The sequence below is a fragment of the Haloarcula sp. HT12 genome, assembly GCF_055271655.1.
The window spans coordinates 444,282-457,914 of the sequence record NZ_JBUXKW010000003.1 but is presented as its reverse complement, the minus strand read 5'-3'; the positions used below and the strand labels follow the sequence as shown (position 1 = coordinate 457,914).

General features: G+C 62.3%; 15 protein-coding genes. 8 read left to right on the top strand and 7 right to left on the bottom strand.

The annotated features are described in order from the left end of the window. The first annotated feature begins 103 nt into the window (after positions 1 to 103). From ACY9XZ_RS11965 to ACY9XZ_RS11955, 3 genes are read left to right on the top strand one after another with little or no spacing between them, the layout of a single operon-like run. Positions 104 to 529: a hypothetical protein gene (locus tag ACY9XZ_RS11965; RefSeq protein WP_463457254.1), complete on the top strand. Its 426-nt coding sequence runs from the start codon at positions 104 to 106 to the stop codon at positions 527 to 529. After that, the gene (locus ACY9XZ_RS11960) at positions 522 to 1,046 is read left to right on the top strand and encodes a hypothetical protein (protein ID WP_463457253.1); all 525 of its coding nucleotides are present in this window, start codon (positions 522 to 524) and stop codon (positions 1,044 to 1,046) included. Before ACY9XZ_RS11965 ends, ACY9XZ_RS11960 begins: the two co-directional genes overlap by 8 nt. Next, positions 1,043 to 2,140 carry a tyrosine-type recombinase/integrase gene (locus ACY9XZ_RS11955; protein WP_463457252.1) on the top strand — a complete coding sequence of 366 codons (1,098 nt, stop codon included), beginning with the start codon at positions 1,043 to 1,045 and terminating at the stop codon, positions 2,138 to 2,140. Before ACY9XZ_RS11960 ends, ACY9XZ_RS11955 begins: the two co-directional genes overlap by 4 nt. Positions 2,141 to 2,196: 56 nt before the next feature. Here the strand turns inward: ACY9XZ_RS11955 and ACY9XZ_RS11950 are convergent, their stop codons facing one another. Together ACY9XZ_RS11950 and ACY9XZ_RS11945 are read right to left on the bottom strand one after the other, a co-directional pair. Next, on the bottom strand, positions 2,197 to 2,529 hold the full coding sequence (locus tag ACY9XZ_RS11950) for a chorismate mutase (protein ID WP_463457251.1): 333 nt from the start codon (positions 2,527 to 2,529) through the stop codon (positions 2,197 to 2,199). Further along, positions 2,526 to 3,404 (bottom strand): shikimate kinase, encoded by an 879-nt coding sequence (locus ACY9XZ_RS11945; protein WP_463457250.1) that lies wholly within the window; start codon positions 3,402 to 3,404, stop codon positions 2,526 to 2,528. The genes ACY9XZ_RS11950 and ACY9XZ_RS11945 overlap by 4 nt, the downstream gene beginning before the upstream one ends. 213 nt (positions 3,405 to 3,617) lie before the next feature. On the opposite strand from ACY9XZ_RS11945, the gene ACY9XZ_RS11940 reads away from it, so the two are divergent. Further along, the gene (locus tag ACY9XZ_RS11940) at positions 3,618 to 4,055 is read left to right on the top strand and encodes a hypothetical protein (RefSeq protein WP_463457249.1); all 438 of its coding nucleotides are present in this window, start codon (positions 3,618 to 3,620) and stop codon (positions 4,053 to 4,055) included. Positions 4,056 to 4,076: 21 nt separating this feature from the next. Here ACY9XZ_RS11940 and ACY9XZ_RS11935 read toward each other — a convergent pair whose 3' ends face one another. Beyond that, positions 4,077 to 4,211 (bottom strand): hypothetical protein, encoded by a 135-nt coding sequence (locus tag ACY9XZ_RS11935; protein ID WP_463457248.1) that lies wholly within the window; start codon positions 4,209 to 4,211, stop codon positions 4,077 to 4,079. Positions 4,212 to 4,333: 122 nt separating this feature from the next. Between ACY9XZ_RS11935 and ACY9XZ_RS11930 the strand changes: the two genes are divergently transcribed. Further along, the gene (locus ACY9XZ_RS11930) at positions 4,334 to 5,017 is read left to right on the top strand and encodes a potassium channel family protein (protein ID WP_463457247.1); all 684 of its coding nucleotides are present in this window, start codon (positions 4,334 to 4,336) and stop codon (positions 5,015 to 5,017) included. A 1-nt stretch (position 5,018) separates the two neighbouring features. After that, positions 5,019 to 6,713, top strand: coding sequence for a potassium transporter TrkG (locus ACY9XZ_RS11925; RefSeq protein ID WP_463457246.1), 1,695 nt, complete (start codon positions 5,019 to 5,021; stop codon positions 6,711 to 6,713). A 22-nt stretch (positions 6,714 to 6,735) separates the two neighbouring features. Here ACY9XZ_RS11925 and ACY9XZ_RS11920 read toward each other — a convergent pair whose 3' ends face one another. The 3 genes from ACY9XZ_RS11920 to trkA all read right to left on the bottom strand — a co-directional run bounded on the left by ACY9XZ_RS11920 (position 6,736) and on the right by trkA (position 10,246). Beyond that, positions 6,736 to 7,092, bottom strand: coding sequence for a hypothetical protein (locus ACY9XZ_RS11920; protein ID WP_463457245.1), 357 nt, complete (start codon positions 7,090 to 7,092; stop codon positions 6,736 to 6,738). Positions 7,093 to 7,174: 82 nt separating this feature from the next. Continuing rightward, a complete protein-coding gene (locus tag ACY9XZ_RS11915; protein WP_463457244.1) occupies positions 7,175 to 8,710 on the bottom strand; it encodes a TrkH family potassium uptake protein in 1,536 nt (511 codons plus the stop codon). Between the two features lie 204 nt (positions 8,711 to 8,914). Continuing rightward, on the bottom strand, positions 8,915 to 10,246 hold the full coding sequence (trkA, locus tag ACY9XZ_RS11910) for a Trk system potassium transporter TrkA (protein WP_463457243.1): 1,332 nt from the start codon (positions 10,244 to 10,246) through the stop codon (positions 8,915 to 8,917). Positions 10,247 to 10,463: 217 nt separating this feature from the next. Here trkA and ACY9XZ_RS11905 point away from each other — a divergent pair, with 217 nt between their 5' ends. Together ACY9XZ_RS11905 and ACY9XZ_RS11900 are read left to right on the top strand one after the other, a co-directional pair. Continuing rightward, entirely contained in the window at positions 10,464 to 10,904 is a 441-nt protein-coding gene (locus ACY9XZ_RS11905; RefSeq protein WP_463457242.1) for a universal stress protein, read from the top strand. After that, complete coding sequence (locus ACY9XZ_RS11900) at positions 10,901 to 13,165, top strand: amino acid permease (RefSeq protein WP_463457241.1); 2,265 nt, start codon at positions 10,901 to 10,903, stop codon at positions 13,163 to 13,165. The genes ACY9XZ_RS11905 and ACY9XZ_RS11900 overlap by 4 nt, the downstream gene beginning before the upstream one ends. 14 nt (positions 13,166 to 13,179) lie before the next feature. Here the strand turns inward: ACY9XZ_RS11900 and ACY9XZ_RS11895 are convergent, their stop codons facing one another. After that, positions 13,180 to 13,602 carry a hypothetical protein gene (locus ACY9XZ_RS11895; RefSeq protein ID WP_463457240.1) on the bottom strand — a complete coding sequence of 141 codons (423 nt, stop codon included), beginning with the start codon at positions 13,600 to 13,602 and terminating at the stop codon, positions 13,180 to 13,182. Positions 13,603 to 13,633 lie beyond the last annotated feature (31 nt).

The following is a 13,633-nucleotide window of genomic DNA, read 5'->3' as shown; positions in this document are numbered from 1 at the left end:
TGCGCAGTCTCGGTCTCCCGCAGGATGTCGAAGCTGTGGTACCCTCGATTTACAAAGGTACACTGGTTCTCCACCAGGTTCAGGCTGAGTAATCGAAGTCTCGATGAGTCGCCACATCGCTGCCTACGTCCCTGATGACGAGGCCGAGGAGTGGGAAGAGCAGGCCGAGGAGATGGGGATGTCGATCAGCGAATGGGTGATTGCGATGACGCGCGCCGGACAGAAACCGTTCGGTCGTGAGGTCGCACCGAATCAGTCTCGTGACGACCTCCGACAGCAACGGAATGACCTCCGGCGGGAACTACAGCGAGCGCGCGACCGCATCGAGGAACTTGAAGAGCGAGTTCACACTAGCGAACGTGAGGCGATTTTGGAGTACGTCGAAGAGAATCCTGGCGCAGAATATCAGGACATTGTGCAGCATGTGGTGAATTCGGCGAGTTCGCGCGTGACGGAGATTCTCGACCAGATGGAAGGAACAGAACTCGAAATCGACGATCAGGGACGGATGTACGCTAACAGTGATTGAAACGAACTACGACTACGATTCAGACTACCACAGTGGTTCAGTCGTTGAACAGGATGTACTGGCCTTTCTTGGCGTGTTCAAAACCATCGATGACGTACCCAATCGGTACCGTCTGCCGAACTTCGAGACGGACATTGATGCTCTCGAGGCGTGGAATGCGTTCGACGCAGCAGAACTCACCGGGCTCAGCGCCCACTCTCGTCGGTATGTCTACGGGAAGGCATGGCGCGAGTGGCGCGACTATTGCGAACGGAATGAGGTGAACCCGGCGCTAGCCGACCCGCAGAATATCGAAGAGCACCTGGCCGAGCAGCGTGCCGAAGTGGGGAAACTGAAGACCGTACATGATGCGCGGTTCCGTCCGCTGTACCGCTGGTACCGGTGGATGCAGTTTCACGCCGACTATCCCCACCGGTACAGTCCTGTCGTGATGGCTGTCTTGCTCGATGGTACCACGCACGACGTTTGGGAGACTCGCCTGTTTGACCGCACTAACATTCCGGAGATCAACGAATGAAGAATCCAGAAGACACCGTCGCAGACCAGTTTGGACTCAATGGTGACCCGCTCGCGGAGCTGAACGAAGGGATGCAATCTGTTGAGACCGACTGGTTCGAGTACCACTATAATGAGTACGTCGACCGGAAGGACATCAAGGAAGAGACGAAGCGCCACTACAAGCGCGCATACCGTGACTGGAAAGAGCATATGGAACAGTACGATCGGCACCCGACTTTGCCGAATGATCGTCACGTTGAGTCCTTCGTTGATGTGTGTCTCGAGCGGATGAGTGGTGCCAGGGTACGGAAGAAACTCAACCAGATCAAGGGTGTCTATGAGTGGATGCAGGAGAGTGCAAAGTTCCCGCATCCGACAAACTACAATCCGTTCCTATTGGTGAAGACTAAGCGGGAAGCCGATCTGAGTAGAGAAGCCCCTGATGACTATCCGAAGTTGACGCTGGAAGACGTCAAAGCCACGGTGGAGAACATTAAGCATCTGGGTGAGCGTGCAGCGACAGTCTTCCAGCTCAAGACTGGGGTTCGGTCGTCAGAGCTGGCGAACATTCGGCTGAAGGACATCCACATTACGAACGCCGAGGTGATGTCGCATTACGATGAGATGGGCGATAGCGACCAACTGGATGATGTCGCCAATGCTGTCTATATCCCTCCAGAGAGGGTTCGGTCGGGGAACAAGCGGGAGATGCCGACCGTGATCCCGCTTGACGATGAAACACGTCGTGTGTTGGTAGATTGGTTGTTGATCCGTCCGGATAACGGGAGTCCGTGGCTGTTTCTGACGCAGAAGGGTAAACAGATGGAGAAGTCGAGTCTGGGTCACATTTGGCGGAAGCACTGGTGGCCAGAGTACGAATACGGTGAGGAAGACCAGTATCGGTCGGTGACACCTCACTATGCTCGGCACTGGTTCTCAACGTGGATGCGGACACAAGCCGGGATGCCTGAACCGAAGGTTCAGTACCTTCGTGGCGATAAGATGGGGCCAGATATTAAATCGAGTCGGTCAGCGTTCCATCGGTACGTCCACACGTACTATGATGACGTGGTCGATGAGTACAGGGCGAGCGTGTTCAAGCTCGGGCTGTAGCTCGGGAGTCCGTCTGTTGTTGAATTGACTTTTCGTTATTAACCCTACTTAAACGCCTACTCGTTGAACTCGTCATCCCCGTCCCGTCCGTCGGTTCCCGCATTATGCCTCTGTTCTATCTTGTTCAGTTCGATCAGCAGCCGGAAGATTGCTTTCACAAGGTTCGCGTCGACGTCGAACTGTTCGGCGTTGTCACCGGCGCGGTCCATGACGGCCTGTTCCTGCTGTTCGTCAGTGGTGGGCAGGCCTTTCTCGTCTTTGACCTGTGCGATGGTGTCGGCCACGTAGGTTCGCTGTGCGATCTTCTCGACGATCTCGCGGTCGATAGTTCGGATCTCGTCGCGCAGTTCGTCAAGCGACATGTCCTCTGGGTTCGGGTTCGTGCTCATACTGTGTGTGTTCCCTCGGTCTGTGTCGTCGTCAGCCATGTCTCTCCGGGTCGCTCGTCCCAGGCGTCCTGTACGGCTTCCAGTGCTGCGTGCTCGCCGACGGCGGTAAAGGACGGCCCCGTCCCGGACAGCGAGACACCCTCGACGTGCTGGAGCGCATCGAGTACGGGGTCCGTCTCGAAATCCAGCGCGGCCGAGAACGCGAGGCCGTTGACCGTCATCGCCCGCTGATAGTCGCCGTCGAGCGCGAGGTCCTCGACGAGGCGAGCCATCGGTGCGATCTGTCGGCATCGCTCGACGTCGGCGTCGGCGCTGAACGACTGTTCCGGCGGCGTCCAGACGAGCACGTCCCAGTCGATTTCCTCGCGGGCCAGGACCGCGTCGTCCTCGTTGTCGGTGACGGTGACGCCGCCGAGCATCGACGCCGACGCGTCATCGAAGGCCCCGGTGACGGTGACGCCCACGTCGCGGGCGGCCATGACGCCGAGGCGGGCCATGTCCTCGCGGCTCATCCGCTCGGTCGCATCGAGCGCATCGAGCGTCGCCATGACGGTCGCGTTTGCGGCCGCGCTGGAGCTTTTGAGTCCCGAGGCCATCGGGACCTCGCTCTCGGTGCGGACAGTGCCACCGGAGACCGCCGGGACGCCCACGTTCTGTGGGCCGCCGTGGGCGTCGACGACGTACTCGACACAGCGTTCGATGAGCCGCGTGTCGGCGTCCGGCGCGTCAGCGACCTCCCCGGTGACGCTGTCGGTCTCGGTCGAGAGCTCGACGGTGGCTGTCGTGTACTCGTCGATAGCAAACGCCGCACCGCGGCCGGTCGAGAGTGCGTTGAGAACCGTCCCTGCTGCGGGCGCTGCTGCCTTCCCTTCCATCGACGTGTACTCCCTCGCGGACCTATTTACTAACTGCGATACCCCTGTGGCCGCGTTCACCGCGGTAGTCGCATTGATTGTGTCCCACTCCAGCGTGGCGATTGTACCCCACTCCAGCGCGGCGATTGTGTCCTACTCCAGCGAGGTATTTGTGGACCAATTAAGCCCGACGACGCTGTACCGACTGGTACGAACGAGGTCGCTACGCGAGGAATGACTGTTACGGATGCCTTGCGGGGACTCGCGGCGGGTATCGCCGTCCTGGGATATGTCGCGCTGTTTCTGCTGCTACGGCTCCGGACTGTTCCAGCGTCCGTCCTCGCGGGTGTTGGGGTGTTCTCGACGGCTGCGCTCGTCGCTGCTGGCGGCCGGCCCGCGCTTCGACAGCTTCTGGGCCGCGGGTCGTCGTCCCAGGATGACACGCCCGGGTGGTGGCTCGCTCGTGTCGAACCCGCGGTCGAAGACGCCTGGAACGCGTACGCCGACCTCATATTGACCGTCGGGCTGTGGACCATCACCGTTGGAGCCTTCGGTCGGCTCGCGACGTACCCCGGAGACGACCCGCCGTTCGGACTCGTCACCGTCGGCTTCCTCTCGATGGTCTGTGGACTCATCTCGCTCGGGTTTCTCATCGATTCGAGATATGAGTAGCCGCCGCAGTACTGGCCCGGTTCAGGCCGGGAAGAGGAGATACGGCACGACGAACAGCAGCAGGAACATGAACAGGAGGATGAGGCCGTAGCCGGCGAGCGTCCCGGCGGCCGTCAGCCAGGCCGGATGGTCGAACTGTGCAGTGATCTGTGCCATACCAGGACTGTCAGCCGCGGACAGTATAGTGGTTTGGGCACCGATAGGCCGACTGGCCGCGGTATTCCGCTCGCGACTGAGAACGGTAGCCTTTCAACAATCGGTCCGGTACGTTGGCAAAAATGTATCTGGTCATCGTCGGTGCCGGTGATATCGGCTCGCCGCTGCTGGAGATTGCGACGGCAGGGGGCAACGAGGTGGTCGTCATCGAACGCAACGAGGACCGCGCAGAGCGGGCGTCGAGACAGTACGACTGTCTCGTTATCAACGACGATGCGACATCGAAAGACACGCTACAGGACGCCGGCGCGGACCGTGCTGACGCCCTCATCTCGACGACCGACCAGGACGCGACGAACATCATGGTCTGTCTGCTGGCACAGGAGTTGGAAGTCCCTGATATCGTCTCGGTCGTCCACAACCCCGAGCACATGAACGTGTTCCGCCAGATCGGAGTCAACACGATGCAGAACCCACAGCGGCTCATCGCCGAGTACCTCTACCGGGCCGTCAAGCGGCCGTCTATCGTCGATTTCATGCGTATCGGCGACCAGGCGGAAGTGTTCGAAATAACGGTTACGCCGGGTGCGCCAATTGGGGGCAAAACGCTGCAGGAGGCCAACAGCGAGGGGCTCATCGGCGGGCAGACGCTCATCGTGGCCATCGAGCGCAACGGCGAGGGCGACCCGATAACCCCCCGCGGCAATACACGTATCGAGCCCGACGACCTGCTAACGGTCTACTCGGGCGAGGGGGCGACGCCGGAGGTAACCGATATTTTCGGCCACGCCGAGGATCATAACTAAGATGTCACGACGGAACGGGGGACTGTTCCCGACAGACCTGAAAATCATCACCAGGGATATCGGGTCGCTCCTGCTGATGGAGGCCGGGCTCATGACAATCACAACCGTCATCGCGCTCGGCTTTCGGGAGTTCTACGCCGCTCTCGGGTTCTTCACCGCGGCCGGGGTGACTGCTGCCGTCGGTGGGCTCGCACATCGGGGGTTCGCGGACGCGCCGACCCCGGAGATGAAACACGGCATGGTCATTGCCGCCGGCGGTTGGCTGATGGTCGCCACGTTCGGCGCGCTCCCGTTCCTGTTGAGCGCCTGGGTCACGCCTCCCGCCGTCATGGATACGTTCGTCCCGGCCGGCGCTGATACGAGTGCGTGGGAGCCGATCAGGGTCGGCGGCACGACGACGCTCTCCAGTCTGGCGTACTTTCGGAACCCCCTCCACGCCTTCTTCGAGAGCATGAGCGGGTGGACCGGGAGCGGCCTGACGATGGCGATCCACGAGCCTTCGCTGCCCCGCGCGGTCCAGTGGTGGCGGTCGTTCATCCAGTACGTCGGCGGCGTCGGCGTCATCGTCCTGACCGTCTCGATCCTCTCACGGCCCGGGAGCGGCAGTTACGCGCTTTATCAGAGCGAGGCCCGCGAGGAGAAGATCCATCCGAGCGTCGTCTCCACCGTCCGAACGGTCTGGAAGCTCGTCGTCGGCTACACGGCTCTCTCGTTCGCGTTGCTTTTCGGAGCTATCCTCGCTAGCGACAGCGAGTACGCCGAATCGCTCCCGGTGTGGGAGGTCGCCTGGCAGGCGCTCAACCACGCCATGACCGGACTCACGACCGGCGGGTTCTCGGTCACGGACAACTCGATTGCGACGTACAACTCGCCGCTCGTCGAGGCCGTCCTGCTGCCGATCATGATTCTGGGCGCTATCGCGTTCCCGGTCCACTACGTCGTCCTGCACGACAGGACGCTGCAAAAACTGGTCTCTGATCTGCAGACACGCTGGCTGTTCATCCTGCTTGCGCTCGGCGTCGTCGGCCTCTCAGCCCAGAACGTGTGGGCCGTGCCCGCGACGACCGGCGCGTTTGCCACCCAGTCGTTCTTGCCGTTCTCGGTGCCGATGCTCGATGCCGCACAGCTCGATGCGGTCCGGGACTCGACGTTCCAGTGGATCAGCGCCCTGAGCTGTACTGGGTTCCAGTCAGCGCCGATCGGTCGCTGGCTCGCCGGCAGTAAGGTGCTCGTCGTCGGTGCGATGGTACTCGGCGGCGCTGCCGGGTCGACCGTCGGTGGCATCAAAATCATCCGTGGCTACACCATCGCTCGCGGGATCATCTGGCAGTTCTCGCGGGTGTTTCTTCCGAAGAACGCAGTGATCACGGCTCGTATCGGTGACCGAACACTGGACCGCGGGGCGATGGAGCGGGAGTTCAGCGAAGCGGCCATCGTCACGCTGCTGTGGCTCATCATTCTCCTCACCAGCAGCGTCGTGCTCATCAACGTCGCGGGTCCGGAGTTCGGGTACGCCGATGCCCTGTTCGAGGTCGCCAGCGCGCAGGGGAACGTCGGCCTCTCCTCGGGCATAACCGGCCCGTCGATGTCCCCGCTCGCGGAGGGGATGTTCGTCCTCAACATGTGGGTCGGCCGCCTGGAGATCATCCCGATACTCGTGTTCGTCCGCGCCGGGCTGTACGGTCTGGACCCGTAGTTGCGCGTTCGCCCCGTTTTTCTCACTCTTCGTCAGAATACACGTCCCCGAGGAACACCCAGCGTGCCCGCTTCCCGCCCTCTGGCCGGGATTCCTCTTTGACATGGTAGAGATACGGGCCGTGTGGACAGTCGTCACAGCCCTCGGTGCAAGTCGTCCGCTTCACGACCTCAGTGTAGCCGTCGCGTTTGGTCGCTCGGAGAATCTCCTCGTTGGACCCGGGCTCTACCGGCGAGACCGTCTCGTCGTGGAACTGCAGCAGTTCCTGCGCGTAGATGATCGCGTTACGGAGCTCTTCAGGAGTCCGCTGTGATAGGTCCGTAGCCAGTTCCGCTGGGACCCCCGCAGGCGGCGTCGGCTCGTCCGAAGGACTGGTCATGCCGAGACGTTCGTCAGGACAGCATATAATTAATCCGCCAGACAGGATGGAAGAGGCGTTCCGAAGGAAACGAGTTCCGGTGTCACTCGTTCCAGAACGCGCCGGTGAATATCACGAACACCGGGATGATCTCCAGCCGGCCGATCCACATGAGGAAAATCATCAGCGCTTTGCTGGTCTCCGGGAAATCGAGGTAGCTCCCGAACGGTCCCAAGAACCCGAATCCGGGGCCGATGTTGCCAATTGTCGCCAGGCTCGCACTGATCGCTTCGAAGACAGTCAGCTCGAGTCCAACACGACCCGCATCAAGGAGTAGCAGCACCGTCGCGAAACCGAACGTGAGCAGGTACAGCAGCGTGAACCCGTATATCGCGTTGACAACGTCCTCATCAATGACCTGGCCGCCGAGCCGAACCGGCTTGACGGCGCTGGGGTGCGCTGTGGTGAACAGTTGCCGGCGGATACTTTTGAACACGACGAGCCATCGGACGATCTTGACACCGCCGCCGGTCGACCCGGCGGAGCCGCCAATGAACATCGCGAACAACAGGACGCCCTTCGCAGTGTTGCCCCAGTCGGCGAAGTTACTCGTCGCGTACCCGGTCGAGTTCAGCAACGACGCGACCTGGAAGGTCGCCTGCCGAAGGGAGTTCTCCAGTGCACCCTGCGTGACGCCGCCGAGTTCAAGCGGTGGAGCGGATCCGGTAAAGAGGAGCCCCCAGAGAATGACCGCCACGCCGGCGTTCGCGCCGAGGTACGCCTGGAGCTCGCGGTCCTGCAGGAAGGCGGCGTAGTCGTCCTGCAACAGGAGGTAAAACAGCCCGAAGTTCATCCCGGCGATGAGCATGAACGGGATGACGACCCACTGCACGGCCGGTGAGAACGCGGCAATGCTGTCAGCCTGTGGGGAGAACCCCCCGGTCGGCAACGTCGTGAAGCCGTGGGCAATAGCGTTGTAGGCGTTCATGTTCGGTGCGTAGCCCGTATAATGCAGGCCGAGCAGAATGAGGACATACAGGACAGTGAAGCCCAGATAGAACAGCCAGAGGAGCCGTGCGGTCTCGGCTATCTTCGGGGTCAGCTTCTGGAGCTCCGGGCCGGGCGCTTCCGATTCGATCAACTGCGCCCCGTTAACCGCTGCTTCGGGGAGGATGGCGACCATCAGGACGATGATACCCATCCCACCCAGCCACTGAGTGAGCTGTCGCCACATCAACAGCGCGTGGGAGTGCCGGTCGAAGGAGATCTCCTCGGTGACAGTCGCCCCGGTCGTCGTGAAGCCCGACATCGACTCGAACAGCGCGTTCACGGGATGGGCCAGCGCTGACTCGGTCCCCCAGCCCGCGATAATGTAGGGTATCGCGCCGATAATTGCGACGGCTCCCCACGAGAGGCCGACGAACAGGAGCGCCTCACGAGGGCCGAGATCGGGGTCGGGTCTGAGTCGTTCCAGCGCCAGCCCGATAGACACAGTGACCGCGATGGAGACCAGAAACGTGACGATATCCTCCCCGTAGATGAGACTGATAGCCAGCGGGATGAGCATCGTCACGGCCAGGTACTTGAGTACTGTGCCGGTGAAGGCAACGCTCTGTCGCCAGTCGACGCGGACCGACATCACTGACCACCAACCATTACCTCACGGTGTCACTGCCGACAGGAAAAAGCTCCCGTTCCGATACTTCCTGCCTGGACACTAGATGATGACACCCAATGACGAAACTGGACAAGCTACTGACTCATAGTGATTGTTGTGACTGGTTGCCGCTCCGACCGTACGCTGTCATGCGGTCGATGCGGTACTGACTCGCAATAATTACTATCAGAGTTTCTCGGTGGCCTCGGCGAGACAGGCAGCGTCCACGAACACGACGACGTGGTCGCCCCGCTTGACGACGGTATCGCCGCGTGGAATCACGTACGCGCCGTCGCGTGTTATCGCACCGATGACGACGCCGTCGGGGAAGTCCCGCATCGACTCGCTGATGGGTCGGTCGAGGAGGACGCTGTCGCCGTCGACCTCTACCTCTAGCACCTCGGCCCGGTCGTTTTCGATTATCGCGACGCCTTCGGCCTGGTGCTCGCGGGTGAACCGAGTGAGTTCCTCGGCGGTCGCCTCGCGGGGATTGATGGCGACGTCGACCCCGACCGTTTCGAAGAGCTTGCTGTACTCGACAGAGTTGACGACTGCGACAGTGCGTGGCGTCCCGAGGCGGTCTGCAAGCAGCGTCACTAGCAGGTTCTGTTCGTCGCTTTCCAGCGTCGCGATGAGGACGTCAGCGTTGCCGACGTGTTCGCGTTCCAGAAAGCTGTTGTCGGTGGCGTCGCCGTTCAATACCACCGTCCCCGGAAGCGCCTCGGCGAGTTCGCGGGCGCGGTCGGAATCCGCCTCCACCAGCCGGGGTTTCAGCCCCCGTTCTTGCAGGAGTCTGGCGGTGTGGTAACCGACATCGGTCCCGCCGATGACGATGATGTCCGTCGCGGCCTCGACATCGGGCGCCACTTCGTGGGCGAAGGTCCTGACGCTGTCGGGACTGCCGATGACGACGAGGTCGTCACCGGCTCGCAGGACGGTGTCGCCACGAGGGATGACGACCGCATCCTCGCGCAACACGGCCGCGAAGGTGAGTGAGTCGTAGCGGTCGGCCGCCTCGACGGTCTGGTCGGCGACCGGGCTCTCCGGGCTGATCTCGAACTCGGCCATCTGGACGAGTCCACCGGCAAACGTCTCGACGTCCTGTGCCGAGGGGAGCCCCACGATGCGGGCGATGTTCTCCGCCGTCAACAGGTTCGTCGCGACCATGTAATCGACGCCGAACGCGCCGGCCGACGCTTCCCAGGTCGTGCGGTAGAGGTTTCGCTTTACCCGGGCGATAGTGAACGCGTCGCTGACGGTCCGAACGGTCCCGCAGACGACGAGATTGGTCTCGTCGTCGTCCGTGCTGGCGATGACGAGGTCTGCTTTCCTGATACCGGCCTCTCGCAGCGTCTCGATGTCGGCCCCATCACCCGTGACGCCGAGGATGTCCATGTCGTACAGCAGACGCTCTATCAGGTCTCCGTCGGTATCGACGACCGCAACGTCGTGGGTGTCGGCGATACTTTCGGCGATAGCCGACCCGACCGTGCCGGCACCGACTATCACTACGTACATTGCCGGCACTCCGGAGGTTGCATAGCTATCCCTTCGGCCGGGAGTGGGAAGTGGGTTTCTCACAGAGGGCCCAGAGACGGCCCATCCGACCGGCGTGTTCCTGTCTTTCGCTATTTTCTGCGGAAAGTTTCCGATTCAGAACATTCGTATTTAAATAGGATGATGATTTCGGACGTTAGTAGATACATTCTTACCCTTCAACCTACTCGGGCGTGATATGGGAAGTAACGAAAGCGGTGGGCACGACCCCCTCCTCGGGCACGTCCTCGTCCCGGTCGCCAACGAGGACGACGCACTGGCGACGGCAACCGCGCTGGAGCCGTACGATCCGGACCACGTGACTGCACTGCATGTCGTGGAAAAAGGTGAGGGTGTGCCGGACAAGACACCTGTCGAACAGTCGGAGGAACTGGCCGAGGAGTCCTATTCGGCCGTGCGAACCGTGTTCCCCGACGCTGACACTCACACCGCCTACAGGCGAGATATCGTCGAGGCCATCTTCGAGTCCGCCGACGAGGTCGACGCGAGCGCTATCGCCTACCGCTCGCGTGGCGGTGGCCGTATAATGCAGTTCCTTACCGGTGACCTCTCGCTGAAACTCGTCACACAGGCAGCGGTTCCGGTAATCGCACTCCCGCGGGTAGAAACGGACGAATGAGCGACGACGAACTGGCGAAAGACCTCGGGCTCGTGTCGGCGATGACCATCGGTATCGGGACGATGATCGGCGCCGGTATCTTCGTCCTCCCGGGCGTCGCCGCGAACGCGGCCGGACCGGTCGTCGTCGTCTCGTTCGTCGCCGGCGGGCTCATCGCGATGGTGAACGCGCTCTCGGTCTCGGAACTCGGGACGGCGATGCCGAAAGCTGGCGGTGGGTACTACTACATCAACAAGTCCCTCGGACCCATGTTCGGCTCGATAGCCGGGATGGGCGACTGGATGGGGCTGGCCTTCGCCTCGGCGTTCTACTGTATCGGCTTCGGCCAGTATCTCACCGTCTTCCTCCCGTTGCCGGAAGTGGCATTTCTCAACCCTATTCAACTCGGGGCGCTCATCGCCGGGGCGATATTCGTCGCTGTCAACTACATCGGGGCCAAAGAGACCGGCGGCGTCCAGACAGTCATCGTCTTCATCCTGCTCTCGATTCTGACGGTCTTCGCCGTTGCCGGCTTCTTCTCGTTCGACTACGCCACGCTCGCCGGGGAGGACGGCCTGGCTCCGTTCGGCACCGGTGCGATCCTCCCGGCGACGGCGCTGGTGTTCGTCTCCTTCCTCGGCTACGCGAAGATCGCGACCGTCGCCGAGGAGCTGAAGAACCCGGGTCGAAACCTCCCGATTGCAATCATCGGCAGCGTCGGTATCGTCACCGTCATCTACGCCATCCTCGTGACGACGATGCTCGGCGTCGTCCCGTGGCCCGACCTCAGTCAGGACGCACCGGTCGCACAGGCCGCACAGGTCGCGTTCCCGGCATCCATCGGCCCGATCAGCGGCGTGGCCGCCGGTGCAGCAGCGATAATGACCGTCGGTGCGCTGCTGGCGACGGCCTCCTCCGCGAACGCGTCGATTCTCGCCTCGGCCCGCATCAACTTCGCAATGGGGCGGGACAAGATCGTCACGAACTGGCTCAACGAGATCCATCCGAACTACGCCACCCCCTATCGCTCGATTCTGGTCACCGGCGGCCTCATCATCGTGTTCATCGCGTTCCTCGGCCGTGACATCGAGGTGCTTGCGAAGGCGGCCAGCGTCCTCCACCTCATCGTCTATGCCCTGATGAACGTGGGGCTCATCGTCTTCCGCGAGGCCGACGTGCCGGAGTACGACCCCGATTTCAGGGTGCCGCTGTACCCCATCACGCCGATACTCGGCGCAGTGCTGTCGCTCGGCCTCGTCGCGTTCATGGATCGCATCGAGATCGCGCTGTCGGCCGGCTTCGTGCTCGCCGCGGTCGTGTGGTACTTCGTCTACGCGCGCGGCCAAACCACCCAAGAGGGCGTGCTCTCCGACTACATCAGCAACCGGGAGGAGCAACTGCCGGACCAGGTGGTGAACGCGGCCGACGCGGTCGCACCGAACGGCAGCGGCGGCCCGACGATCATGGTCGCCCTCGCGAACCCCCGCACCGAGAGCGCACTCATCACCCTCGCGGGCGCGCTGGCGAAACACAAGGGCGGGCAGGTGCTCGCGACCCACATCGCGACGGTGCCCGATCAGACCGCGCTCGAAACCGCCGCTGCGAACAGGAACCAGATAGACGCGACCTCCGAGAGCCTGCTAGATGCTGCGAAGGCCGACGCGGAGGCGTTCGACGTGCCGATCGAGACGAAGACGATTCTCTCACACCGCGGCATCGAGGAAGTGTTCGACGCGGCCCGGACGAACGACGCCGACACCGTCGTGATGGGCTACGGCGGGACCCGGTTCGCTGGCGGCCGCGCCGAGGGCACGCTGGACGAACTGGCGCACGACCTCCCGTGTGACTTCCTCGTGCTGGACGGGCAGGATCTGGACATCAGTGACGTTCTGGTTCCGACCGCCGGCGGTCTCTCGTCGGACCTCTCGGCGGAGGTCGCCAGTGCCCTTCAGGAAACTGTCGACGCAGCTGTCTCACTGCTTCACGTTGTCGACTCCGGCGGTGAAGAGAGCGGCCGTGAGTTCATGCGCGAGTGGGCGGCGGAGCACGACCTGTCCACCGCGGATATCCATATCGAAACGGGTGATGTCGAGGAGACAATCGAGCGGGTCGGCCGCGACTACAGCCTGGTCATCGTCGGCGCGACGGAGCGCGGGCTGCTGTCGCGTATCGTCCGCGGCTCGCTCGTGTTCGATGTCATCGAAACGCTCGATACGCCGGTCTTGCTGACCGAACGGCCGTCGTCGCGCTCCCTCCGGGAGCGACTGTTCGGCCGGGAGTAGCCGTTCACTACGCCTCAGGCGTGGCCCTGCTCCTTCGCCCCGTCGCGGATCTTCTTCGACCGCTTGCGGACGCGTGAGGCGTACCGCTCGATCTTCTCCGGTTTCTCGCCGTAGAACGACGCCGCCCAGTGGACGTCGACGCCGTCCTGCGTGAGGAAGTAGGCGACGAGCGTGTCACGGCCGGCCTGGATAACCGTCGGCGGCACGCCGCGCTCGCCGGTCCCGGCTTCCTGGAAGCCGTTCACGTCGAAGTACACGTCGGCATACAGCGTCGCCGTGTCGGGGTCGGCGAACTCGACGCCCTGGTGGTTCGGGGCCTCGAAGCGATACCGGACCTCGCCGTCGGCTGTAGTCCGCTCGACGATACGCACGCCGAGGATATACTCTCGATACGCCTCTGAATCAGTTACAGTGTTCGAATTTTCGGTCTGAGCCATGTCTTCGGTGGGCTGGAAAGATATGTGTCCG